Source organism: Aliidiomarina sp. B3213, from assembly GCF_003290085.1.
Lineage (GTDB): Bacteria > Pseudomonadota > Gammaproteobacteria > Enterobacterales > Alteromonadaceae > Aliidiomarina.
The window spans coordinates 279,855-303,103 of record NZ_QMKJ01000002.1 but is presented as its reverse complement, the minus strand read 5'-3'; the positions used below and the strand labels follow the sequence as shown (position 1 = coordinate 303,103).

General features: G+C 45.1%; 24 protein-coding genes. 14 read left to right on the top strand and 10 right to left on the bottom strand.

Going from position 1 to position 23,249, the window contains the following annotated elements; translation table 11 throughout:
- The first annotated feature begins 120 nt into the window (after positions 1-120).
- On the top strand, positions 121-462 hold the full coding sequence (locus DQX04_RS06660; protein ID WP_111915124.1) for an Hpt domain-containing protein: 342 nt from the start codon (positions 121-123) through the stop codon (positions 460-462).
- Positions 463-465: 3 nt separating this feature from the next.
- On the opposite strand, the gene arcA is transcribed toward DQX04_RS06660, so the two are convergent.
- The 8 genes from arcA to DQX04_RS06620 all read right to left on the bottom strand — a co-directional run bounded on the left by arcA (position 466) and on the right by DQX04_RS06620 (position 8,718).
- Positions 466-1,194, bottom strand: a complete 729-nt coding sequence (gene arcA, locus DQX04_RS06655) for a two-component system response regulator ArcA (protein ID WP_111915123.1) — start codon at positions 1,192-1,194, stop codon at positions 466-468.
- A gap of 119 nt (positions 1,195-1,313) precedes the next feature.
- Positions 1,314-2,936: a HAMP domain-containing sensor histidine kinase gene (locus tag DQX04_RS06650; protein ID WP_111915122.1), complete on the bottom strand. Its 1,623-nt coding sequence runs from the start codon at positions 2,934-2,936 to the stop codon at positions 1,314-1,316.
- Between the two features lie 56 nt (positions 2,937-2,992).
- Positions 2,993-4,015, bottom strand: coding sequence for a methyltransferase (locus DQX04_RS06645; protein ID WP_111915121.1), 1,023 nt, complete (start codon positions 4,013-4,015; stop codon positions 2,993-2,995).
- 34 nt (positions 4,016-4,049) lie between these two features.
- Complete coding sequence (locus tag DQX04_RS06640; protein ID WP_126266345.1) at positions 4,050-5,618, bottom strand: DUF342 domain-containing protein; 1,569 nt, start codon at positions 5,616-5,618, stop codon at positions 4,050-4,052.
- Between the two features lie 118 nt (positions 5,619-5,736).
- Positions 5,737-6,243, bottom strand: coding sequence for an Hpt domain-containing protein (locus DQX04_RS06635; RefSeq protein ID WP_111915119.1), 507 nt, complete (start codon positions 6,241-6,243; stop codon positions 5,737-5,739).
- Positions 6,244-6,350: 107 nt separating this feature from the next.
- Entirely contained in the window at positions 6,351-7,382 is a 1,032-nt protein-coding gene (locus DQX04_RS06630) for a succinylglutamate desuccinylase/aspartoacylase family protein (protein ID WP_111915118.1), read from the bottom strand.
- Positions 7,383-7,384: 2 nt separating this feature from the next.
- Positions 7,385-8,290 carry a 30S ribosomal protein S6--L-glutamate ligase gene (gene rimK / locus DQX04_RS06625; RefSeq protein ID WP_111915117.1) on the bottom strand — a complete coding sequence of 302 codons (906 nt, stop codon included), beginning with the start codon at positions 8,288-8,290 and terminating at the stop codon, positions 7,385-7,387.
- Positions 8,290-8,718: an ATP-dependent zinc protease gene (locus DQX04_RS06620; RefSeq protein ID WP_111915116.1), complete on the bottom strand. Its 429-nt coding sequence runs from the start codon at positions 8,716-8,718 to the stop codon at positions 8,290-8,292. Before DQX04_RS06620 ends, rimK begins: the two co-directional genes overlap by 1 nt.
- A gap of 146 nt (positions 8,719-8,864) precedes the next feature.
- Between DQX04_RS06620 and DQX04_RS06615 the strand changes: the two genes are divergently transcribed.
- Complete coding sequence (locus DQX04_RS06615) at positions 8,865-9,608, top strand: EAL domain-containing protein (protein WP_111915115.1); 744 nt, start codon at positions 8,865-8,867, stop codon at positions 9,606-9,608.
- Positions 9,609-9,699: 91 nt separating this feature from the next.
- On the opposite strand, the gene mutH is transcribed toward DQX04_RS06615, so the two are convergent.
- Positions 9,700-10,395 (bottom strand): DNA mismatch repair endonuclease MutH, encoded by a 696-nt coding sequence (gene mutH / locus DQX04_RS06610; protein WP_207801091.1) that lies wholly within the window; start codon positions 10,393-10,395, stop codon positions 9,700-9,702.
- A 136-nt stretch (positions 10,396-10,531) separates the two neighbouring features.
- Between mutH and rppH the strand changes: the two genes are divergently transcribed.
- Genes rppH through tcdA form a run of 8 tightly spaced genes read left to right on the top strand, consistent with a single transcriptional unit; the run spans position 10,532 to position 18,091 of the window.
- A complete protein-coding gene (rppH, locus tag DQX04_RS06605) occupies positions 10,532-11,044 on the top strand; it encodes an RNA pyrophosphohydrolase (protein ID WP_111915114.1) in 513 nt (170 codons plus the stop codon).
- Positions 11,044-13,314: a phosphoenolpyruvate--protein phosphotransferase gene (ptsP, locus tag DQX04_RS06600; RefSeq protein WP_111915113.1), complete on the top strand. Its 2,271-nt coding sequence runs from the start codon at positions 11,044-11,046 to the stop codon at positions 13,312-13,314. Before rppH ends, ptsP begins: the two co-directional genes overlap by 1 nt.
- Position 13,315: 1 nt before the next feature.
- On the top strand, positions 13,316-14,110 hold the full coding sequence (locus tag DQX04_RS06595) for a sulfite exporter TauE/SafE family protein (protein ID WP_165831958.1): 795 nt from the start codon (positions 13,316-13,318) through the stop codon (positions 14,108-14,110).
- Positions 14,111-14,134: 24 nt separating this feature from the next.
- A complete protein-coding gene (gene lgt / locus DQX04_RS06590; protein ID WP_111915111.1) occupies positions 14,135-14,956 on the top strand; it encodes a prolipoprotein diacylglyceryl transferase in 822 nt (273 codons plus the stop codon).
- Positions 14,953-15,786: a thymidylate synthase gene (locus tag DQX04_RS06585; RefSeq protein ID WP_111915110.1), complete on the top strand. Its 834-nt coding sequence runs from the start codon at positions 14,953-14,955 to the stop codon at positions 15,784-15,786. Before lgt ends, DQX04_RS06585 begins: the two co-directional genes overlap by 4 nt.
- A gap of 8 nt (positions 15,787-15,794) precedes the next feature.
- Positions 15,795-16,799 carry a response regulator gene (locus DQX04_RS06580; RefSeq protein WP_111915109.1) on the top strand — a complete coding sequence of 335 codons (1,005 nt, stop codon included), beginning with the start codon at positions 15,795-15,797 and terminating at the stop codon, positions 16,797-16,799.
- Positions 16,796-17,272 (top strand): PAS domain S-box protein, encoded by a 477-nt coding sequence (locus DQX04_RS06575; RefSeq protein ID WP_111915108.1) that lies wholly within the window; start codon positions 16,796-16,798, stop codon positions 17,270-17,272. Before DQX04_RS06580 ends, DQX04_RS06575 begins: the two co-directional genes overlap by 4 nt.
- A 21-nt stretch (positions 17,273-17,293) precedes the next feature.
- Positions 17,294-18,091, top strand: coding sequence for a tRNA cyclic N6-threonylcarbamoyladenosine(37) synthase TcdA (gene tcdA / locus DQX04_RS06570; protein WP_111915107.1), 798 nt, complete (start codon positions 17,294-17,296; stop codon positions 18,089-18,091).
- On the opposite strand, the gene DQX04_RS06565 is transcribed toward tcdA, so the two are convergent.
- Complete coding sequence (locus tag DQX04_RS06565) at positions 18,080-18,571, bottom strand: SufE family protein (RefSeq protein WP_111915106.1); 492 nt, start codon at positions 18,569-18,571, stop codon at positions 18,080-18,082. The two genes, tcdA and DQX04_RS06565, sit on opposite strands and share 12 nt — an antisense overlap.
- Before the next feature lie 90 nt (positions 18,572-18,661).
- Here DQX04_RS06565 and DQX04_RS06560 point away from each other — a divergent pair, with 90 nt between their 5' ends.
- From DQX04_RS06560 to ung, 4 genes are all read left to right on the top strand, one after another.
- The gene (locus DQX04_RS06560) at positions 18,662-19,411 is read left to right on the top strand and encodes an electron transfer flavoprotein subunit beta/FixA family protein (RefSeq protein WP_111915105.1); all 750 of its coding nucleotides are present in this window, start codon (positions 18,662-18,664) and stop codon (positions 19,409-19,411) included.
- A complete protein-coding gene (locus DQX04_RS06555) occupies positions 19,408-20,340 on the top strand; it encodes an electron transfer flavoprotein subunit alpha/FixB family protein (protein WP_111915104.1) in 933 nt (310 codons plus the stop codon). Before DQX04_RS06560 ends, DQX04_RS06555 begins: the two co-directional genes overlap by 4 nt.
- A gap of 199 nt (positions 20,341-20,539) precedes the next feature.
- On the top strand, positions 20,540-22,348 hold the full coding sequence (locus DQX04_RS06550; protein ID WP_111915103.1) for a DUF1302 domain-containing protein: 1,809 nt from the start codon (positions 20,540-20,542) through the stop codon (positions 22,346-22,348).
- A gap of 114 nt (positions 22,349-22,462) precedes the next feature.
- The gene (ung, locus tag DQX04_RS06545; RefSeq protein ID WP_111915102.1) at positions 22,463-23,152 is read left to right on the top strand and encodes a uracil-DNA glycosylase; all 690 of its coding nucleotides are present in this window, start codon (positions 22,463-22,465) and stop codon (positions 23,150-23,152) included.
- Positions 23,153-23,249 lie beyond the last annotated feature (97 nt).

Sequence of the window (23,249 nt, the reverse complement as noted above, 5' to 3'; positions counted from 1 at the left end):
AGACCTGTCTACTGCATTTTTAATTGTGACAGGTTATCATAACTTCACCCATTACGGATCAATTCAGCTTACGGATCCGTCGATTGACGTTAGCGTTTTTTTTGATGAATTAGGAAAGGCATGAATAATTTAGATACTCACCTGATCGAGCAGTATTTAACGATCCTGGGTAAAGAGGGAATTCAAGACAGCTATAAGTCTTTTGTTGTGGTAATGCCGGAATATATTGAAGAACTTGACACTTGCAAGGACGCAAAAGACTCAGGTGGTTTGCGAAAGCAAGCTCATAAGATAAAAGGAGCTTGTCGCTCGCTAGGCTTCTCAAGACTAGCTGAGCATATGGAGTACTTAGAGAAAGAAGCTTGGAGCTGGCCGGAAGCCGACCAAGTCATGCAGAAATGGGACTCAAACTACAAAGAGGACACAGAGGCACTAGCTTCTTGGCTGGAAGGAAAGCGGTAGCCTCTATGAAGCTACCTTAACTTCTACGTCGCCCACAAAGCGATAACCTTCACCATGAATTGTGGTAATCAAGTTAGGCGTGTCCGGGTGAGACTCAAAGTGTCTCCGAATACGTCTAATTGCCACATCAACAGTTCTGTCATTTGGGCGTAGCTCACGGTCGAGCATTTTACGTACTAATGTCTCGCGGTCGTGGATTTTCCCAGGGTGAGTAAGGAACAGCTCAAGCGCTCTGAATTCACTTTTCGGCAACCGGAAAATCTTCTTCTCTGGCGAGTACAAGCAGCGGCTGTCGCAGTCTAAAACCCAATTTGAGAAATGGTACTGCCGACTCCCTTCTACTGAGAATTCTTGAGGAGTATTGATTTGCTCAATGCGGCGCGCCAAATTTCTTACGCGGATAGTGAGTTCTCTTGGGTTGTAAGGCTTAATCAGATAATCGTCAGCACCAAGCTCGAGTGCGAGAAGACGGTCGTCTTCACTGTCACGCCCTGTTAAGAAAATTAACCCAATGTTGTTTTGTTCACGTAACGACTCTGCTAACTCAAGACCACTTTGGCCAGGTAAATTCACGTCCATGATAATAATGTCAATGGCTTGCTGCGCCATTATATGTTCCATTTGCCGTCCGTCTGCAGCGTCGAACACCTCATATCCCTCTTGCTGAAATAAGCGTGAGAGTGTCTGGCGGGTTACAACCTCGTCTTCTACTATCAGGAGTTTTACGTTCATATTTGCTTCCGTGGGCTCGCTGTTATGCATTGTACTCAATGTAGTTATTTTGTTTCCAATGTATAAGAATATGTTTTTGCAACCCTTTAATGCAAGCTTAACTGCATATTATTTTAATTTTATTCTTCTACTTGGACCGGAATTTCTATATCAAATTTCGTACCTTGATCGGCAACGCTAGTGCAAGATATTTTACCTTTTAACAGTTGGGTAACCAAGTTATAAACTAGATGCATACCTAATCCAGGGTGTCCTGACGAGCGGCTTGAGGTCATAAAAGGTTCAAAAATACGCTTCTGAATTTCTTCGCTCATCCCCACACCGTTGTCGTGGCACTGAATGAGTAGCTTTCCTTCTTTCACGTGTAAACGTAAATCGATAATGCCATGGTCTTTATTTTTAAAACCGTGGTAAATCGCGTTTTCAAGCAACTCAGTTAAAATGCCTTCTAATGGGTGGCGGCGTATTTTAATAATGGAGTCGTCTGTACTTAGTTCAATTTTGCACTTCTCTGGATTTTTCAGCAAAGGACTGAGTCGGTCGACCATAATGTTGCCGAATTGCTCTAGGTAAATGACAGAGGGCTCTTCTTTAGCATGTTCAAAGGCTAGGCTGCGGAAGCTACCAATAAGCTCTCCTGCACGTTTTAAATTGCGCTGTACTATATTGATGTTGTTCACAAATTCCGCGTAAATAGCATTCAGCTTCTCTTTATTACCTTCTTCAAGTTGACCTTGGAGTTCTTCTAGCTTGTCTTCGATTAAGCTCGCTGCTGTAACGCTTAAACCAACAGGCGTATTTATTTCATGTGCTATTCCAGCAACCATGTTACTCATGGCTGCCAGCCGTTCGGTTTCTAAACGCTTATTCTGCGTTGAGTGTAACTGCTCGAGGGTGTCTACTAACTCTTGGTTTGCTGTGCGTAACGCACTTGTGCGTTGTTGAATTTTACTCTCTAAGTCTTCAACAACATTGTGGTGCTCTAAATCGCTCTCCCTAGCTTTCCTCATGAGCAATTGTAGTTTGTCGAGTACCTTATTCATGCTCGCACTGAAATGGTCGATCTCTAAAAGCTCCGCTGGTGGGAGGCGTAAATCGTAGTTTCTCGTTTGATTGATTTGCCGCGCAACTTCGTTCACCTCTATCAGGGGACGCATCAGATATCGGCGTAATACATTCGACAATATTCCTGCAATCAACAAACTCAGGGCAAAGCTAGCAAAAGCGTAGGTACTCGCTTTCCAAATGTAATTATTTAATTCACTCAAAGAAGCCCTGATATACATATAACCCAATAGTTGGTGATCTGGATTATAGATTGGACGAGCAATTTCTATACTTCCAGAAGCAGTGGTTGCTTGCGTGTAGTCTTCAATATTATTCGCTCGATTCGGTAATGGGGGTAAATCTGACCGATTATAGCTAGTGAAAAAATCGATACGGTCGGTGGTCGAAACATAACGATATAAATGTGCATGGGTTATGAAGTTTGTCTGTTGTAACCCGGAAAGAATGTTGTCAGCGAGTGCGCTGTTGTTTTCACTGAGTGCTTGAGCAACGGTAACAGTTAGAATTTCTATGTTCGCTTCGGCGCGCTCTATTAAAGACGCCTCGTAGTTGCGAGATTGAATGAGCAAATTTATCGTGGAGGAAAGCGCAACAGCGAGCCCAGTTACTAATATAACTGTAAGCAAAAGCCCCTGTTTGATTGATGTTCCTTTTACCATGGCTAGTGTAACCATTCTCCCCCAATTCAATACTTCATCTTATGTCTCAATAGTGCCAATGACAAGCCAACTTATTCAGCAGTAACCACTTTGAAAGATTTATTCTGAGCAATAACCGATATTCGTTTGAATTGCTCGGCGAGTAGCCTTTCCCACGGTAAGAACTGGTTAAAAACAAGAAGCACCTTTCCGTTAGCTTTAAGGTGGCTCTTGGCTTTGAGAATAAACTGTGTCGCTATCTCGTAATTAGTAGACTTGCCCTGATGAAAAGGAGGATTTGAGATAATCCAGTCAACCTTGGGGAGGTTAGCAGGAATACCGTCATCGAGATAAAACGAACAGCTTGCATTAAACCTTTTTAGGGTGTGTTTACTGGCCTCTATCGCAAAAGCATTAAGGTCGCATAAATGCATGCTATTGATAGAGCCTTGTCGTTCTGATTGTGTACTTAGCAAAAACTGACTAATTACACCGCTGCCGCAGCCAAAGTCGAGAACATCACCAGAAATGCTTGAGGGTAACTTTTCGAGAAGCAATTTTGTTCCAAGATCTAATTTGTCTTGACTGAATACACCTGGAAGAAACGACAAACTCAATTGAGTTTTCCCGAGCGTAACATCCGTGACACTCAAGTTTTTTTCTATCCACGAGTCTTTTCTAGGTTCGTTTGCGAGGTACTCGGCGCAAAGTACCTGACAATGATTGCCACTCTGTGTTTTTTGAAAGGCAGACCAGTTTCCTACTTGCTTCTTAGCCCAAGACTTAGCGCCAGAATCTTTGCTACCGACAATATAGAGTTGTGTTCCGTGTTGGCTAACGCTTTGCAAGGCCTCAAAAATGTAATTACAAAGCTTCTTTTCTTTAGGGAGGAAAACAAGAATAGACTCTTGTTCTTCTACATTTGGTGGTTGAGCACCAATATAGCTGTTGGACCGGCTCTGAAAAATTGCGTGTGCATAGAAATGCCATGCTGAGATTGAGCTTGGTAATTGAGCTTCGGCAGGGGGGTTAACAACAAGGGTATTTGGATATTGCTCAAAAAAATGAATTCGGGAAATAAGGTTCCAACTGGCTAGGGACTGTTTATCTTTCATATATATCTCTGTTGAGTGATCAAAAGTCTTTGAATCACTCAAACTTAATCTTGCCTTCTTTCAATAAAATGGTACTTGGTCCTCGAGGCTCATGCAGTCGTTGTGCTTTTTCGTTAAACAAAAACTCGGCCCCAACATGAGTTACCTTGTTAACTCTAACCCGAATAGGATTATGCTGCACTTCCTGGCTATGAAGAAATTCAAGGCGATTTTTGGACATCATAATTTCATGTTGTACGCGCTGTAATGCCTTTTGTAGTGCTTTTCCAAACCCTTTCTTAAAGGCTTTAGGTTGTTCGAGGAACTTTTCTTTAGCCTTGAGTAACTTTTTCTTCTGAGTCACTAGTTTAGCCAACTTGTCTGCCAACTCCAGCTGTTCTTCTAGATTCGCTGGGGCTGTTGCTTCTACGTTAAATAACACACGAGTTCTAGTTCCTGCAGGAGCCCCAAGCTGCCCGACGAAAACGTCGTCTGCAATTTCCAGCTGACCACCAATAACTTTACCATTCGCGGCACTCCCTTCTCCGCCAATGTGAATCTTTCCAGGCGTTATAACTTGGCAATGAGTAAGCTGTTTTTCTACGAACAATCCGTGTTGCGGAATAAGCGTCGCATACTGGGAGTAGTTCAGCCAAATAGACCCGTCGGCAACAATGCGTGTGGAGTGACTTGGATAATTTCCATCTTCATCTAACAGTTCCGGGTCCCTTTGATGCCCTATAACGCCTTTGGTAACGGTAATATTTCCTTTTGCACGAATGTTCGCAGAGTCTACGTATCCATTTACAGTGACGTCTCCCTCAGCGAAAACTCTCATACCAGGGGTTACGTTTCCGTTGACGAATACCGAACCGTCAAAGTCGATATGTCCCGTACTTACATCTACTCCTTTGAGCGCTAGAACGTCATCAACGCTACAACTGTTGTCTACGAAAGAGGGCATGCCTGTAACTGTGGCAACTAAACGGTTAGGGTTCTTTTTGCTAATTTCGGTGCCTTTCCCAGCCTTTATTTGCTGATCTTTACCGTCTTCTGCTTTTAAAGTGTCACCTGTAACCGTAACCCCTGGCCTGCCTGGTTTGGGTGGAATGCGCTCTAAAATTTCTACACCTTCTTTTACGGACACAACAGAGCCGAGATCCCGCATATCAACTCTGTGCTGGTCTTTAGATTGAGGTTTTAAAACACGTTGGCGAGCATCTTCTACTAACGGTTTAAACTTGGCGTCTACTCCATTTCTTGGCTGTCTGCCACGAGCGATGGTAATGGTAAGCAGAGCTCCGGGAGGTGCCTCTTTGGTATGAATGACAATTTGTTCGATGGCTTTTTTGCGAATGCCGTTGGTTATATGCGCATTGCGGAGGTAGTTAAGCACTTGCTCTGTGGAAAAGGAAACACCGCCGTATGGAGCAGTCACAATTGCTTCTGCTTCCATTTTGTCGTCGCTAATTTTGAAGGTAAGGCTGGCGTTCTGGCGATCGCCTATTTTAATAGATACCCATTTTTCAGGTGCATCAAGCAACCCTGCCTCAAATGCTTCAGGAAGACTTGTCCAAATATCGTCGATAAGCTTGATGTCTTTTACGTCGGAGGCTCGAAACATTTTTTCCAAAGCATGCGTGGTTAAGCGCTCCACATCGAAAACTCTGGGGATATCAATAAAAACTTCGGACTTCTTTTCGCTAAACTTTATGGCTTTAATAACCCACCCCCAAGTGAACCTAGTTATTATTATTTTTGTTTAGGTTCGGATAGTCTTTAAGATACGCTGACGCGGCCTTAAAGTCGAAACTCTCTAAGCAACTTACAAGTTGGCGGAGGCCTTCTGGTATATTTTTTGCGCCAAAACTTGCTTGCCATTGGTGGGCAAGTTTGAGGGCTGAAATATTTCGCTGCCTAATTAACTGTTTCATTTTTTCATACTCATCATTGTTCGATGAATCTATTATTTTTTCAATAGTTTCTAACGTACGTTCTAATTCTTCTAGAGCTGCGGTGACCTCGTCCTTGGGGGGCAATTCTTTGTGTGTACATACTCTGGTGGCTAAAGTACCTAGTCGAGTAAAACCTAAAATATCGCTTACGCCTTTAATGGCGTGGAATATTTCGTACACTTCGTTTGCTTGGTCAGGTGTTCCTTGGCGCAACCAGGCGCGCACTAGGCTTGGTGAATTCTTATACTGTTCGTAGAACAAATGTTCACGTTCGCTTTGTACGCTTGACGGCATACTTTGTAACCTTTTGTCGTGAAATTCTTACTAAATACTGCTAACTGTTTAAAAGGTACTATAAACCGTTTATGACTTTATCGGCAGATTTTTTATACACTTGAAGGTTACAGTGGATCGGTAGGGTAAGCTTCAACAAAGGTGTCCACCATTTCTGAAGCGGTAGGAATCTCTGATTTATCGAAGCAGGCGATATTAAAGAGTGCTTCTCCTTCATTTGCGATGGGAATGTTGCTGATACCGATAATAATACCGGTGACAGGTGAAGTGATCACGGTCGTTTCTGACTCGTGCGGCGCTACCACCTCAGCTAAAATCTGATTTCGAGATACACTTTGCCCAAGCTCTACGCGGCTAAGAACTAAGCCGTCACTCTCACTGCGCACCCAAACTGAACGCTGCGCGAAGACCGGAGTAACTTTTTTTCGGGTGCGGCGGCCTTTCATCATTTTAAGCATTTTCATGACATTGGTTACGCCATTTAAGCCAGCTCGAATGGCTGCAAAGTCGAAACGCAATGCTTCACCTGCTTCATACAAAATTAGAGGAATACCCAGCTCTGAGCATTGAGAGCGAAGAGTTCCCTCTACATTCTTTGAGTTTAAAATGACGGGTGAGTTAAACGCTTCAGCCATTTGAACCGCAATTTCACTTTCAACATTGACCCTAATTTGCGGTAAGTTGCTGCGATGCACCGCGCCCGTATGAAGGTCAATAATGTGCGTCGCGCGCTCCACCAGAGACGTGTTAATGATATGCGCGAGTCGGCTACCTAGGGCGCCACGTTCAGAGCCGGGAAAACAGCGGTTTAGGTCGCGGCGGTCGGGTAAATAGCGAGAACGTTGAATGAACCCAAACATATTAACAACCGGCACCACTAAAAGTGTGCCAGCAAGCTGACCCGGGTCGATGACGTCCATTAACCGCCGGCAAATTTCTATGCCGTTTAATTCGTCACCATGAATTGCCGCACAAACGAGCAAAGTCGGGCCCGGCTTTACACCGTGAAAAACCTCTACGTGAAGGTCTAATGCAGTGTCGTTGTATAGCCTCGCCGCTGGTAAGTGAATTGCGCAGCGAGTACCGGGTTGAATGGTGTGCTCTGCCAGTTCATAAGGTTGTTGACGAACTTTCGCCATTTTTAGCCTTTTCCTTTCGTTCTAGTTTTATGAGACTTCGCGTTTTTCTCGATAAAGCTAATGATTTGACCTGCTACGTCCTTTTCCGTTGCAGACTCAATACCTTCTAAACCTGGCGAAGAGTTAACTTCCATAACTAAAGGCCCGTGGTTAGAGCGTAAAATATCTACACCTGCAACATTAAGTCCCATAGTTTTGGCTGCTTTAACTGCTGTAGCACGCTCTGCTGAACTTAATTTTACGAGTGTGGCACTACCTCCACGATGCAGGTTTGACCGGAACTCTCCCGGCTTGGCCTGACGTTTCATAGCTGCAACAACTTTATCGCCTAGAACGAAGCAGCGAATATCGGCACCACCAGATTCCTTAATGTATTCTTGCACCATAAAGTGTGCATTTAATCCCATAAACGCTTCGATAACACTCTCTGCGGCTTTTCGGGTTTCCGCTAAAACAACGCCTATACCTTGCGTACCTTCCAGCAACTTAATTACTAACGGAGAACCGCCAACCATGTCGATAAGGTCTGGAATGTCTGCTGGTTTAGAGGCGAAGCCTGTTACGGGTAAGCCAATGCCTTTTCTTGACAGTAGTTGCAATGAGCGCAATTTATCGCGGCTACGGCTAATGGCCACAGACTCGTTGACGGGATATACGCCCATCATCTCAAATTGGCGTAAAACGGCTGTCCCGTAAAATGTAATGCTTGCACCAATACGCGGAATAATTGCGTCAAACTCGGGTAGTTCTTTGCCGCGCATATGAATTGAAGGCTCTTTAGCATTGATATTCATATAACAGTGCAGCGGGTCTAGAACATGAACTTCATGACCACGTTCTTCAGCAGCTTCAATGAGGCGTCTTGTCGAGTAGAGCTTCCTATTTCTCGATAGAATCGCAATGCGCATTAATTCTCTCCCAATAAAAATGATTCTTGTGGATTAACAATAAACCTTCCATTCATAGCTTGTCGACCGAGTAGCATTCGAAACTTCATGGAGTCTCTGTTAGTTAAGGTTAACTCCGCCGGGAAGCTAACAGAGCCTGCATGTACGGTAGTTTCAATAACGTAACGCTCTTCAATGTGTCCGCCTGAATCGGTTACATTTCTTTGTTCTACAATTCGAGCCTCACAAACATGCTCTTCTAAACTGTCTTGAATCGGATGTACCCAAATTTTCAACCAGCGTTCACCGTTCTTTTCAAAAGGTTCAAGCTTAAAGGCGTGTAAACATGAAGTTTTGGCGCCCGTGTCGACTTTTGCTTTAATGTTTTCGATACCTAATTCAGGTAACGAAAGCCATTCACGCCAACCTATTGTGGGAAGAGCTTGCACGATGTTAATCCTTGTACTTTAAAAGCAGTTTTTAATAGTGCGCTTTTTACAGCGAATGTGATCCAATATGCAATAAATATCTCTATAAAGGATACTTTTATCACGTTAAGCTAAGCTAAACGAATAACGTTAGCTTAGGAGGGAAAATGGCGGTCTGCAATACTTGCCAATGTTACAAAAAGCTTGGTTTCGATATAAAAATGGCGTTTCAGCCTATCGTAAATGTGCGTGAGCAAACGCTTTATGCTCATGAAGCTTTAGTGCGTGGAGCAAATGGCGAAGGCGCAGGAGAGGTTATCGGGAAAGTCACCGACGAAATGATCTATTCTTTTGACCAGCAATGCCGCATGACAGCGATTGAAACGGCTTCTAAAGTAAAACTGCCAAGCCGAGTGAGTATAAATTTTCTACCAAACGCGATTTACGAGCCAGAAACGTGCTTAGCAAGAACTCTGGAAACCGCAAACCGTGTGAAGTTTCCTCGAGAAAACATTATTTTTGAAGTGACAGAGCACGAGAAAATCGAGAATAAGGCTCTGCTCAAGGAAGTTTTTAAGACCTATAAAGAACACGGCTTTTTGACGGCCATTGATGACTTTGGCGAAGGCTATGCAGGCTTGAATATGCTTTCAGATTTTCAGCCTGATCTTCTGAAAATAGATATGAACCTGATTCGTAATATCGACACCGACAAAGTGAAAAGATCGATCGTGAAAGGTGTACTTACCGTAGCAAATGATCTTGACATAACACCCATTGCTGAAGGCATTGAAACTGAAGGTGAGAAGAACGCTTTGATCGACTTAGGCATTGAACTGATGCAAGGTTTTTATTTCGCCAAACCTCATATCGAAGCTGCTCATATCCCAACAGGGTTTCGCGCTGCTTAAGTTAGTTCAGAACAGCCAAAAATACACGGCAAACATAATGACTGCCCAAATTAGAGTCCATCGGATTCGTCGACAATACGGGCAGTCTCGATTATTCATTATGCTCTCCTAACGCGCGGTGTAAAATAGCAGCCGTATATTGTTTCTTTAAGTAATAACCCCTTGGCCTAGTTTGAATATAACCGCCATTTGGACCTATAGCTTGGGTGAGCGCTTTTCCGTTTGCTGCTTTCGGTCGGATTTGCAACGCGGTTCCAACTCTAGCTGTAATAGCCTCAACTTGGCCCAATACCACCATATCGGTTAACTCTTCCCAGTCTTGCCGCAATATATTTTCTTCAATCTCGTTGGGTGTCCATAAAATAGGGTGCCCTACAACTCTTTCCCCAGGAGGAATCTCACGGCGGCCGTCAATGGGTAGCCACAGTACGCGCTGCAATTTGTTTCGAACATTACTCTGCTCCCAAGTTACACCGTTTAAATTGAGAAGTGGGGCAATACATACGTAGGTGGTTTCTAACGGAGCACCGAGTTCGTCTACTGGAATGGTTTTGAGCTCAATACGAAGCTCAGGAAAGTCTTGCTCTGGCCTAGACCCCGCCGTGGCACCTAAAAATAGCTCAATCAATTGCCCAGCCCAGCCTTTGGCATGGCGCAACGACGTTGGCGTTTGCCATTCGGCAATTGTTGCTAGCTGACGTAATGAATAGCCGGCAATTGCATGAGCGCGAGCCAAAAGCTCTTGTTCTGTTCGCGGTGCACCAGAGGGAATGGATAAAGAGGTCATGAATGCCTAGTTCAATAGTCTGAAAAGTATATGTTAACGGGGTCAGAAAATTGCTACAAGTTGTGTATCGGTGTTTGCTGATATGCTCACTTTGTGGAAGAATCGTTATTAATAGAGATTTATTGAGGATGCTCAAGTGATAGATGCCGAGGGTTATCGATCAAATGTCGGCATAGTGATTTGCAACGAGCACGGTCAGATTTTCTGGGCACGTCGATTTGGACAACAAAGTTGGCAGTTTCCACAAGGTGGAATAGACGACGGCGAATCTCCAGAGCAGGCGATGTACAGAGAGCTTTTTGAAGAAGTAGGGTTAAAAAAAGAGCAAGTTGAGCTGGTTTACACTAGCCGCAATTGGTTTCGGTACCGGTTACCGAAACGAATGGTACGCAAAGGGCAAAAACCTTTGTGTATTGGCCAAAAACAAAAATGGTTCCTACTTAAACTGAAATGTTCCGAATCTGATGTGGATGTTTTGCAGTCAAGCCACCCCGAATTTGATGGCTGGCGCTGGGTAAGTTATTGGTACCCAGTGAGGCAAGTTGTTTCTTTTAAGCGAGACGTTTATCGTCGCGTCATGAAAGAATTTGCGCCGGTAGTTATGCCATTTAAAAATAAAAGGTTTAAGCGCAAACGTAGGCGTTCATAATGCTCATTACACTGCAGCGTATCGTGGAGTCAGTTAACCAAGCGCCCGAATTTGATGTGGCGCTGAACACTATGGTGCGCAGCGTAAAAGCAGCTTTAGGTAGCGACGTTTGCTCTGTATACCTAGCAGACCCCGAACAACGCGAATTTGTATTGATGGCGTCCGACGGGTTAACTATCCCGAAAGGAAAGCGCATCACCCTTGCTTATGGCGAGGGCCTTATAAGTTTAGCGGCGCAGCGGGAAGAACCATTAAACCTAGCTAACGCAACAACCCACCCTAACTTTAAATTGGTTAAAGAAGTCAACGAAACGGCTTATCGAGCCATGTTGGTTGCTCCTATCATTCACCAACGTAAAGTACTTGGTGTGCTCGCTGTTCAACAAGTGGAAGCCCGAGCGTTTACCGGTGAGGAAGAGTCTTTTGTTGTAACTTTAGCGGCGCAGTTGGCTGCCGTTATTGCGCATGCTGAGGCGAAGGGGTTAATTGCTGATCCGCAGTCTCCGTGGTTGAAAAAACTTAAAGCTATTCCTGGAGCTCCAGGTGTAGCTCTTGGAGAGCCATACGTTGGCCGACCTATCGCAAGTTTGCGTTCTATAGTTCCTCGCAGAACGGAAACGCCGTGGCGGGAAATACATAGGTTTAGAAAAGCCGTTCTACTCACTCGTCAAGAGCTTAAAAGGCTTGCTGAGCAAGTTGCAGATTATGTTGCCGACGATACGCTAGCTATTTTTGATGTTTACCAAGGCTTACTCGACGCAACCAGTTTAGGTAATGCGGTTGAAGAGAAGATCAAAGAAGGTTGGCGGGCGCAAACCGCGGTGAAAATGGCTGTAGACGGTTTCGTGTCTCAGTTTGAAGATTTAGACGACGCTTATTTACGAGAGCGTGCGGTAGACGTTCGCGACCTTGGTGAACGCATTTTAGGTCACTTGAAAGACCGCAAAAAAATACACAATGAAATTCCCGACTCGTGCATTTTGGTGGCTGAAGAGGTGACCGCGAGTATGTTGGCGGAAATACCGCGCAACCGCTTGCAAGGGCTGATTTCATTGAGAGGTTCAGCCAATAGCCATGCAGCTATAATGGCACGAAGTATGGGCATTGCCGCGGTATTTGGTATTGAAGATGTACCTCTTTCGTACTTTGAAGAACAATACCTTATCGTTGATGGATACAGCGGTGAAATTTTCGTTAACCCTCCTTCGCAAGTGGTTGCTGAATACCAAAACTTGCAGCTTGAAGAGCAAGAGCTTTCTGAAACAGTAGCGCAACACCGTCATAAAAAGGCAGAAACGAAAGACGGTTTGGCTATTTCGTTGCAAATTAATGCAGGGCTGAATGTTGACCATGGGAAGTTGTGCGGTGAGCACCAAGGCATTGGTTTGTACCGCACGGAAATACCTTTCATGATGCGTGAACGCTTTCCTACTGAGTCAGAGCAATATGACTTGTACAGAGAAGTGTTTGAGCATTACCCGAAAGTGCCGGTAGTCATGCGTACGTTAGATGTTGGCGGTGATAAACCTTTACCTTACTTTCCGATTAGCGAGGAAAATCCATTTCTAGGTTGGCGCGGCATACGTATGACGCTAGACCACCCAGAAATTTTCTTGGTTCAAGTTCGCGCCATGATTAGAGCTAATATTGGCTACGACAATTTGAAAATCCTATTACCGATGATTACGTCAGTAGAGGAGGTCGACGAAGCTGCTCGTTTGATCAACCAGGCTTACTTTGAAGTGCGCAACGAATGGGTGCAGCAACATCCTAAATCTACGGTTAATCGCCCAGAGTTGGGGGTGATGATTGAAGTGCCCGCGGTACTTTATCAACTCGAAGCGATAGCCCGCAGAGTGGACTTCTTCTCGGTGGGTACCAACGACTTAACTCAATATATGCTTGCCGTCGACCGTAACAACCCGCGGGTTGCACAGCTTTATGAGGCGTACCATCCGGCGGTGCTCAACGCTTTGCAGGATATTGTTGAAACGTGTCAAAAATTAGGTAAGCCAGTGAGTGTCTGTGGTGAGTTAGCTGGGGACCCCGGTGGTGCTATTTTGTTACTTTCCATGGGATACCGCACGTTAAGTATGAGTGAGCATAACTTAGACAAGATAAGATGGATTGTCCGGAATCTTGAAAGTAAAGTTTTGCAGGTTATTTTGACCCAAGCACTAAATGCAAAGCATCCAGACCAAGTGCGAAAAGTTTTAACTATGAAGCTCGAGTCTCTTGGTTTGGGCGGCTTTGTCCGCGCAGGGAAGTAGCGTGTCAGCATTTGCAATTTTACTGATTGTAGGCGTTTTTGCAGGGCTATTGTCCGGTGCATTGGGTATTGGTGGTGGTATCTTAGTGGTGCCGTTACTAATTTATTTGCTACCCGCTATGGGCGTACCGGCAAGTATAGTGGTGCCTACGGCAATCGGTACAAGTTTGGCAACTATTGCGGTAACGACATTTTCAAGCGCGCTAGCGCATCAACGCTCGGGAAATATAGAGTGGAAATGGGTAAGGTGGTTAGCGCCCACCATCGTCATTGGCGGACTCATTGGTTCTTGGCTTGGTAGTACTATTCCTCCAGCTATTTTGCAGCGTGTTTTTGCGGTAATTTTGCTGCTTTTAGCATTGCGAATGGTGTGGAAACGACAGCCGAGAAATAGCGAGAAAGCCATTAAACAGTGGAAAGTGCGTAGCTTTGGAACAAGTATAGGTATTGTTTCTTCGCTTGTTGGTATAGGTGGCGGTGCTCTAGTTGTGCCGCTTCTCAATTATTATCAAGTATTGATGTCTCGCGCTGTTGCGGTTGCCGCTGTGTGTAGTGTGGTGCTGAGTGCGGTAAGTACGCTGCTCTATGCAACTATGGGTAGCGGTGTGCACAACATTGAGATGTTTGGCCTATTTGGTTTTTTATATTTACCGGCATGGGCAGGTATAGTTGTTACTTCTGTATTATTTGCTCCTGTTGGCGCTAAAATCGCGTCTGTGCTTCCAGTTCGATATTTACAGCGGGCGTTTGCAGTTTTATTGGTATTCGTAGCGATTCACTTGTTGGTAGGATCGTAGCTAGCAAAATAATTTAGGGAATATATGCAGTCAGATTATTTACAGCACCCAGATTTTGATCCAGTAGCGCTCAGTTTGGGCGTAATCGATATCCGCTGGTACGGAATTATGTATTTATTGGGCGCTGCGTTTGCCTACTGGTTCGGCAGTAAGCGTGCTGAAAAACACCCACTTTGGACGAAAGAGCAATGGCAAGATCTGGTGTTTTGGGCATTTCTAGCGTTAGTGATTGGTGGGCGTGTCGGGTACGTGTTCTTCTATCAGTTCGAGTCTTTCCTGCAAAACCCTATGTATCTCTTCAATTTCAGAGCCGGTGGAATGTCATTCCATGGAGGCCTGCTAGGGGTTATCGTTGCTCTGTATTTTTACGGAAAGAGAATGGGATTGAATATTTGGCAAGTGGGTGACTTCGTAGCCCCGATGGTGCCGGTTGGTTTAGGGTTAGGAAGAATAGGTAATTTTATTAATGGAGAGCTTTGGGGACGAGTTACCGACGTACCCTGGGCTATGGTTTTCGTGCATGGCGGACCTTTTCCTCGCCATCCATCACAGCTTTACCAAGCCTTCGGCGAGGGCTTATTGCTCTTTGTTGTGTTGTTCTGGTTTTCTAGGCAGCAAAGACCCGTAGGTGCGATTGGCGGACTATTTTTACTAGGTTACGGTTCGGCTCGTTTCGTCGTTGAATACTTCCGCGAACCCGACGGTCATCTTGGAATATTAGGTATATTTAGTATGGGGCAGTGGTTGTCGTTACCGATGATTATTGCTGGCTTAGCCATGTTAATTTTGGCTTACAAGAAAAATATTTTTGCACCAAACACTAGCGCTCAAGGCAAATCCTCATGAAACAATATTTAGATTTAATGAGACATGTTCTCGAAAATGGCACGGAAAAAACGGACCGAACTGGAACGGGCACCCGAAGTATTTTTGGTCACCAAATGCGATTTAATTTGGCGGAAGGCTTTCCGTTAGTCACTACGAAAAAGTGCCATCTGCGATCAATTATTCATGAGCTGCTTTGGTTTTTGAAAGGTGAAACTAACATTCAGTACCTTAAAGAAAATGGTGTTTCAATTTGGGACGAGTGGGCAACCGAAGACGGTGAACTTGGCCCTGTGTACGGAGCGCAGTGGCGTAGCTGGCCTGCGCCAAATGGCGGCACAATAGACCAAATCAGCGAGCTAATGGAGCAAATTAAAAACACACCTGATTCTCGACGTTTGTTAGTGAGTGCCTGGAACCCAAGCGTTTTGCCGAAGTCAGGTGTTTCACCCAAAGAGAACGCTGAACAAGGGCTGCAAGCCTTGCCTCCGTGTCATACGTTGTTTCAGTTTTATGTAGCAGACGGCAAGTTGTCTTGTCAGCTCTACCAGCGTAGCGCTGATATCTTTTTAGGCGTGCCGTTTAACATTGCGAGCTACGCGTTATTAACCATGATGGTAGCTCAGGTGTGTGACCTAGAATTAGGTGATTTTGTGCATACCTTCGGAGACGCACATTTGTATAGCAATCATTTTGAGCAAGCGGAATTGCAACTTTCGCGTTCGCCGTTACCTTTGCCTACAATGAATATTAATCCAAATGTGAAAAACATTTTTGACTTTAAATTCGAAGACTTCGAACTAGTGGGGTATGAGGCTCATCCTCATATTAAGGCGCCGGTGGCCATTTAGGAGAAAGCATGACACTCCCAGTGTTAATTTGCGACGACTCTTCGTTAGCTAGAAAGCAGCTTGCACGCATTTTACCCAAGGACTGGGATATAGAGCTTCACTTCGCCGAAAACGGTCAAGAAGCATTAGAGCGTATCCGCGAGGGTAAAGGCGCCTTAATGTTTCTCGACCTGAATATGCCGGTAATGGATGGCTATGAGACGCTCGAAGAGATCCGAAAGAATGATTTGAACACCTTAGTTTTGGTTGTATCTGGAGACGTTCAGCCGGAGGCGAAAGCGCGAGTGCTCAAGCTTGGTGCCTTAGACTTTATCCGCAAACCCACTGACGTTGATACCGTTACTTTAATTCTTAGCCAGTACGGCTTCTTCAGCCCAGAGGACTTTGCTGACAGTTCATCTGGGCGAGACGTTGAAATTGAAGTAAACCAACGCGACATGTACCAGGAGGTGGCTAATGTAGCTATGGGTAGGGCAGGTGAATTGCTAGCAAAAGCAATTGACGTATTCGTAGAGCTTCCCATACCCACAGTGAATCAAATTGCCGCTTCAGAGCTTCATATGGTGCTATCTGCGCTAGATAGCGCCGACTCGGTTTCGGCTGTGACGCAAGGTTTTACTGGCGATGGAATTCACGGCGAAGCGATGGTGATCTTTAATGACGCGAGCTTCAAAGACATGGGGCGCTTGCTAGAGAGTGACTTAAAAGACCAGAAATACGAGCTAGAAGCTCTGTTAGACGTGAGTAATCTGCTCAATGGTGCCTGTTTGCAAGGACTTGGTGAGCAACTTCATGTTCGCTTTAATCAAGCGCACCCAGTCGTATTAGGGCGGCAAGTTTCGGTGAAAGAACTGCTCGAAGCGGCCCATAATCAATGGGAGCAAGTGCTTGCTATCGAAATTGGTTATCGGCTTGAGGGTTTTAACATTGAGTTCGACTTGCTGCTGCTTTTCCCTGGCAGTTCGTTACCTTTACTCGAGCAAAAACTTCAACACCTCTTGGAGGCTTCATGAGTGAAATTTCAGCTGAGGAGCTTCAAGAACTCCATATTAAGTTGGGTATTTTAGGTGCCATTGACGTGGGTATTGTGGTTATCGATCGCAACTTCGAGATATCCATGTGGAATGACTTCATGAGTAACCATAGCGGTTTAAGACCCAGCCAAGTTCATGGTCGATCTTTATTTTCGGTTGCCACAGAAATCGACGAGAAGTGGTTCAGAAAAAAGGCTGAAAGGTCTTTTGAATTGAATAGCCGTTCTTTTATAATTTGGGAACAGCGTCCATTTTTATTCAGATTTCCGCAGTATCGTCCGGTTACTGGTACTTCGCCTTATATGTTTCAAAACGTGACCTTATTGCCTTTGCAAAACACGCGTGGCGAAGTGGAACAGCTATGTATTATCGTTTACGACGTGACCGATCGTGCAGAGTCGGAAAGAAGTATGGCGCAATTAAAAGCGGTAGAACAAGCTCACCGTCCGTAAATTAATCGAACAGGTTTTCCCATGAGTGATTACTCCCTAAGATTTGGTGGTATCGGCCGCCTCTATGGTTCTGCGCAATTGCACCGCATTCAACAGTTAAGTATTGCCGTGGCTGGTTTAGGTGGCGTGGGCTCTTGGGCTGCGGAAGCTCTAGTTCGAAGTGGAGTAGGGCACATTACATTAATAGACATGGACGACATTGCCATGTCCAATACCAACCGCCAACTCCATACCTTGCAAAGTACTGTGGGTCAATCAAAAGCAGAAGTGCTGGCGCAGCGATTCAAAGACATTAACCCTGAGCTTTCAGTAACCGTTGTCGACGACTTCATTCAAGCTGAGCAACCACTAGCTCTTATTCCTGAGGGCACCGACGGGATACTGGACGCGATAGACAGTTTAAATGCAAAGACTGCGCTACTGGCGCACTGTGTTCGCAATAAAATTAAAGTGGTCACGACTGGTGGTGCAGGAGGGCAAATTGACCCAACGCAAATTAAAGTGACTGACTTAGCGCGGGTACAGCAAGATCCTTTAATGGCAAAAGCAAGAAACACGCTGCGTCGCAATTATGGATTCAGTCGTAATCCAAAACGAAAATTCGGTATAGACTGCGTGTACTCCGAAGAGCAACTGAGATATCCACTCGACAGTGGAGAAGTGACCTATACCAAACCGGGCGAAGCCGCACGAAGCTTAGACTGTTCTTCAGGGTTCGGAGCATCCATGATGGTTACCGGAACGTTTGGGTTAATGGCGTCTGCACAATTGCTCAAACGTTTGCTTCAGTTAGAAACGCCAACGTCCTCAGCGCGTTAAGGCTTTTACCTGATCGATCACACCAAATAATCCGTTTACACGTGACGGATTCAAGTGTCCGGATAGTTTACAACTGTCCATCCATGCCGTTGCATCAAAGGTTTCTATTTCCTCGGCAGTGGCTCCTTGCAAGGGCTGAGTAAGAACAAGTAGTAGGGCCTTAACAATTCTCGCGTCGCTACTGGCATGAATGTAGAAACGGTTATCGTTCTTCTCAACACTTACCCAAACCTTTGCCTGACAACCTCCTATTTCGTTCTCAGTTCGCTGTATTTCTGGAAAAACTGGTGCGCTCTTACCCAATAGCAGAAGTTGGCGATAACGCGCTTCCCAATTCTTTTGCGAGGCCAATAATTCCAATAGCTGTTTGGATTCGTCATTAAGCGTATGAATCATAAAACAATAATCTAAGCGTTGCTTTTGAAAATAGCTGCTGTGCCAAGCTCGATTGACACTTTGCAACAATAAAATTTGGCTCATTATAGCGCTTTGACTTGTAGGATTCGCACTGCTTTTACATAATGTTGCGCGAAACTAAGATTCCAAGACCTGATAATGAAGGAAGTTGTTATGAAAATTTTGGTCGCGGTGAAGCGAGTGATTGATTACAACGTGAAAGTTCGCGTGAAGTCAGATCAATCAGACGTGGACCTCAGTAACGTAAAAATGGCACTTAACCCGTTTTGTGAAATCGCTGTTGAAGAAGCTGTGCGTTTAAAAGAAAAGGGACAAGCCGACGAGATCGTTGTGGTTTCTATCGGACCTAAAGCTTGCCAAGAACAAATCCGAACTGCGTTGGCGCTGGGTGCCGACCGCGGAGTTCACGTTGAAGCGGACGCGATGCCCGACTCTTTAGTGGCTGCCAAACTACTACAAAAAGTAGTTGAAGAAGAACAGCCAGGTCTGGTGATCATGGGTAAACAGTCTATCGACTCAGACAACAACCAAACAGGTCAAATGTTGTCGGCTCTAACCGATATGCCTCAAGGTACTTTTGCGTCAGAAGTTGTCATTGAAGGCGACTCTGTAAATGTTACCCGCGAAGTGGACGGTGGCTTACAAACCGTAGCATTGAAACTGCCAGCAATCGTAACGACTGACTTGCGCTTAAACGAGCCACGTTATGCCTCGCTTCCTAATATTATGAAGGCGAAGCGTAAGCCTCTTGATGTGAAGGCTGCGAGCGACTTTGGTGTAGCGCTAGAAAGTAAAGTTGAGTTGCTGAAAGTTGAACCGCCAGCAGAGCGTAGTGCAGGCGTGAAAGTAGCTGACGTTGCTGAACTTGTAGAGAAACTTAAAAACGAGGCAAAAGTATTATGAGTATTCTAGTTGTAGCGGAACACGATAATAACGCACTAAACCCTGCCACGTTGAAAACAATTACTGCAGCGAAGGCGATGGGTAGCGACGTTCATGTACTCGTTGCTGGTGAAGGATGTGAAGCAGTTGCGCAAGAGTCTGCAAAAGTAGACGGCGTAGCAAAAGTATTGTGTGCGGACAATGCTGCTTATGGTCATTTCTTAGCCGAGAACATGTCAGCGCTAGTGGCTGCGAAAGCGGAAGGTTACAGCCATATTGTTGCTCCAGCGACTACAACCGGCAAAAACTTCATGCCGCGCGTTGCTGCATTGTTAGACGTGAATCAAGTGTCAGACATTATTGCTGTAGAAAGTGAAGACACTTTTAAACGTCCAATCTACGCAGGCAATGCGATTGCTACTGTGCGTAGTACTGAGTCGGTAAAAGTAATTACGGTTCGTGCAACGGCTTTTGATGCAGCTTCTGCCGAAGGTGGTAGCGCGAGCGTTGAAGCGATTACTGACGCATTTGCCTCTGATAAAGTTAGTTTTGTCAGCGAAGCTCTTGCTGAGAGTGAGCGCCCAGACTTAACAGCCGCGTCCGTAGTGATTTCTGGTGGTCGTGGTATGCAAAACGGCGACAACTTCAAACTTCTTGAAGGTATTGCCGACAAACTAGGTGCTGCGATTGGTGCGTCACGCGCTGCAGTTGACGCTGGTTTTGTACCGAATGACATGCAGGTGGGGCAAACAGGTAAAATTGTTGCGCCGGAACTATATATTGCCGTAGGTATCAGCGGTGCTATTCAGCATTTGGCGGGTATGAAAGACTCTAAAGTTATTGTTGCGATTAACAAAGACGAAGAGGCACCAATCTTCCAAGTTGCAGACTACGGTTTAGTTGGCGACTTGTTTGAAGTATTACCTGAGTTAGAAAAAGCACTTTCTTAAGCAGGTGACAAGCAGGTTAGCAGTCTGCTAACCTGCTTTTATAAGAAGTAAGAAACAACAACAAGAATATATAAATTAACAAAAATTTGTGTTTGAATGAGGTTAAAGCTTGCGCTTGTGAAAACAATCAGACATGATTTTTGATAAAAATTCGCCAGGGACTCCCGTTCCGGGTTTCGCAGGATAGGTGGCAACAACAATGAAAAAAATGACATCTGTATTCAAAAAAATCCCACTTGCTTCGGCAATAGCGGTAGCAATAGCAGTACCATCAGCTAATGCGGCGTCGTTCGACTTGGGACCATTAGACGTACAGTTCGACTCTACGTTCTCTATCGGTGCGCTATGGCGTGTCGAAGATCGTGATCCAACAGTTTTACATCCAGGTAACTGGGAAGGCGGTGGCGGTCAGTCAGGTGTAGCTGACGACGGTAACCTGAACTTCGATAAAGGCGACCTAGCGTCTTTCGTATTCCGTGGCGTTCACGACGTGAACATCCGCGGTGAAGGTAATACTGGCGCGTTTATCCGATTTAACTATTGGTATGACGACGTTTTGGAAAACGCTGACGTATTGCATGGTCATGCAGCTAATAACTACACGCCGAATACGCGCTTAAATACAGATGCATTCGACGATTACGCGAAAGGTAGTGGTTTAAACCTACTCGACGCATTTATTTATACCGGTTTCGATATTGGTAGCATGCCAGCAGACTTGCGTATCGGTCGCCAAGTGCTGAGTTGGGGTGAAAGTACGTTTATTGTAAACGGTATTAACTCAATCAACCCTGCTGATATCAACGCATTACGTCGTCCAGGTGCAGAGCTACGTGAAGCTTTATTACCAGTGGGTATGGTGAGTTTCTCTCTTGGTCTTACCGACCAGTTGAGTATGGACACGTTCGTCATGTACGAATGGGACAACACCAAAGTTGACGGCTGTGGTACTTACTTTTCTTCTGTAGACATCATTGGTGGTCCGGGTTGTAACAAGACAACTCTGAACCCTCAAGTAGGTGCGAATACTAACCTTTCTGACGCTGAGTCGGTTGAAGCGGGTTTGTATTTGCAACGTGCAGACAATGACTACGCAAGCGACAGCGGTCAGTACGGTGTTTCATTCCGTTACTATTCATACGACATGGACGCTGAGTTCGGTTTCTACTACCTGAATGTGCACAACACAGCGCCAATTATTTCTGCGTATGACTGGAATACGACTGAAGTGAGCAACAACGTTGTTTCAACGCTTGGTCCTCGTTACTTCACCGAATACCCAGAAGACAATGAAATTTATGGCTTGAGCTTCAGTACTACTTTAGGTACTTGGTCGTGGGCGGGTGAAATCAGCTACCGTCCTGCGCAAGCAGTTCAAATCAATACCACAGAAATTTTGACAGCGGGTCTACGTCCTAATGTACCAAGTACATTTATGGTTCGTATTGGTGAAGCGCGTCCAAATGGTATCCCAGAGGGTAACTACGCACGCGGTTACGAAGAACTTGAAGTGTATCAAGCACAAACTACTTTCTTGCAGTTCTTCGACCAAGCCCTAGGCGCTCAGCGTGTAACGTTCGTGGGTGAAATTGGTGTGAGCCACGTGGCAGACCTACCAAGCATTCAAGAACAGCGTTTCGGTCGTAACCCTGTATACGGTAAGTGTTTAACAGGCGCTGACCTAGGTAACCCAGGCGGTCCAGACACGAACTGTGAAGGTTTCGTAACAGAAACAAGTTGGGGTTATAGAGGTCGCTTAGTGTTTGAATATGCAAACGCTATTGCCGGTTGGAACTTAACACCAACTATCGCTTTCGGTCATGACGTGAAAGGTTACTCACCTAACACGAACTTCATCGAAGGTCGTACTAACCTTGGTCTAATTTTAGGTGCGAACTACTTAAGCAAGTACAACCTAAACATCGCGTACAATCGTTACGACGGTGCAGACTACAACCCAACTCAAGATCGTGACTACGTATCTGCGAGTTTCTCAGTTTCTTTCTAATCAAGAAGCTTTGGGTTAAACGAAAGGTCAGCTTACGCTGGCCTTTTTTGTATCTATCGATTTAAATTTAGGTTCTGTATTTCGATAACGGCAGGGCTGTAAGAGTATTTTATTATGGCATTAAACTTTCCAGAGCATTGGTTTACCCACTTATCAGAACCGGCGAAGCAGGCGTTACAGAGCGCGTCACAATGGGTCAGTTCGGAACGAGCTAAAGGTAAAACTATATATCCAAGTGACAAGGATATGTTTAATGCACTTGCTGACTTATCTCCTGAGCAAGTTGAAGTGGTTATTCTCGGACAGGACCCTTACCACGGAGAAGGACAAGCTCATGGATATGCGTTTTCAGTTCCCTATGGTGTTAAAACCCCACCTTCGTTGGTCAATATGTACAAGGCACTAGAAAGCGAGAGCCCAGGCTTTAATACGCCTAGTCATGGCTGCTTAACGAGTTGGTCGAAGCAAGGCGTGTTGCTACTCAATACCGGGCTCTCTGTAGAAGCGGGTAAAGCTGGATCTCACAGTGGTCAAGGGTGGGAGCAAGTTACTAAAGATATTCTAAGAATACTTAGTGAAGGGAAGCCAAAAGTTTTTGTGTTGTGGGGCGGTCATGCCAAGCGGGTAATTAAAGGACTGAATATGGACGGGCATGTGGTTTTAAAAGGTACACACCCATCTCCTTTGTCGGCGTATCGAGGATTCTATGAAGAGCGGCATTTCGAAAAGGTAAACGAAGCATTGAGGCATTTGGGGTACAAAGAGATTAACTGGAATAGCGTTTGCGACGATTTGTTCAATTAGTGTTCGTTTGTTAATTTAAATGTAACATTTTGCTTTTACACTCTCCCTGTTTGTGATAAAAAATACCTGCGCTAAGTAACAAAACTATTATAAGCCA

Coding starts and splice junctions, on each gene's coding strand:
- ptsP (WP_111915113.1), top strand. CDS start 11,044: ATGCTCATTACACTGCAGCGTATCGTGGAGTCAGTTAACCAAGCGCCC.
- DQX04_RS06580 (WP_111915109.1), top strand. CDS start 15,795: ATGACACTCCCAGTGTTAATTTGCGACGACTCTTCGTTAGCTAGAAAG.
- tcdA (WP_111915107.1), top strand. CDS start 17,294: ATGAGTGATTACTCCCTAAGATTTGGTGGTATCGGCCGCCTCTATGGT.
- arcA (WP_111915123.1), bottom strand. CDS start 1,194: ATGAACGTAAAACTCCTGATAGTAGAAGACGAGGTTGTAACCCGCCAG.
- DQX04_RS06650 (WP_111915122.1), bottom strand. CDS start 2,936: ATGGTTACACTAGCCATGGTAAAAGGAACATCAATCAAACAGGGGCTT.
- ung (WP_111915102.1), top strand. CDS start 22,463: ATGGCATTAAACTTTCCAGAGCATTGGTTTACCCACTTATCAGAACCG.
- rimK (WP_111915117.1), bottom strand. CDS start 8,290: ATGCGCATTGCGATTCTATCGAGAAATAGGAAGCTCTACTCGACAAGA.
- DQX04_RS06560 (WP_111915105.1), top strand. CDS start 18,662: ATGAAAATTTTGGTCGCGGTGAAGCGAGTGATTGATTACAACGTGAAA.
- DQX04_RS06645 (WP_111915121.1), bottom strand. CDS start 4,015: ATGAAAGATAAACAGTCCCTAGCCAGTTGGAACCTTATTTCCCGAATT.
- mutH (WP_207801091.1), bottom strand. CDS start 10,395: ATGACCTCTTTATCCATTCCCTCTGGTGCACCGCGAACAGAACAAGAG.
- DQX04_RS06555 (WP_111915104.1), top strand. CDS start 19,408: ATGAGTATTCTAGTTGTAGCGGAACACGATAATAACGCACTAAACCCT.
- DQX04_RS06640 (WP_126266345.1), bottom strand. CDS start 5,618: ATGTTTCGAGCCTCCGACGTAAAAGACATCAAGCTTATCGACGATATT.
- DQX04_RS06635 (WP_111915119.1), bottom strand. CDS start 6,243: ATGCCGTCAAGCGTACAAAGCGAACGTGAACATTTGTTCTACGAACAG.
- DQX04_RS06575 (WP_111915108.1), top strand. CDS start 16,796: ATGAGTGAAATTTCAGCTGAGGAGCTTCAAGAACTCCATATTAAGTTG.
- DQX04_RS06550 (WP_111915103.1), top strand. CDS start 20,540: ATGAAAAAAATGACATCTGTATTCAAAAAAATCCCACTTGCTTCGGCA.
- DQX04_RS06615 (WP_111915115.1), top strand. CDS start 8,865: ATGGCGGTCTGCAATACTTGCCAATGTTACAAAAAGCTTGGTTTCGAT.
- DQX04_RS06630 (WP_111915118.1), bottom strand. CDS start 7,382: ATGGCGAAAGTTCGTCAACAACCTTATGAACTGGCAGAGCACACCATT.
- DQX04_RS06660 (WP_111915124.1), top strand. CDS start 121: ATGAATAATTTAGATACTCACCTGATCGAGCAGTATTTAACGATCCTG.
- DQX04_RS06565 (WP_111915106.1), bottom strand. CDS start 18,571: ATGAGCCAAATTTTATTGTTGCAAAGTGTCAATCGAGCTTGGCACAGC.
- DQX04_RS06585 (WP_111915110.1), top strand. CDS start 14,953: ATGAAACAATATTTAGATTTAATGAGACATGTTCTCGAAAATGGCACG.
- lgt (WP_111915111.1), top strand. CDS start 14,135: ATGCAGTCAGATTATTTACAGCACCCAGATTTTGATCCAGTAGCGCTC.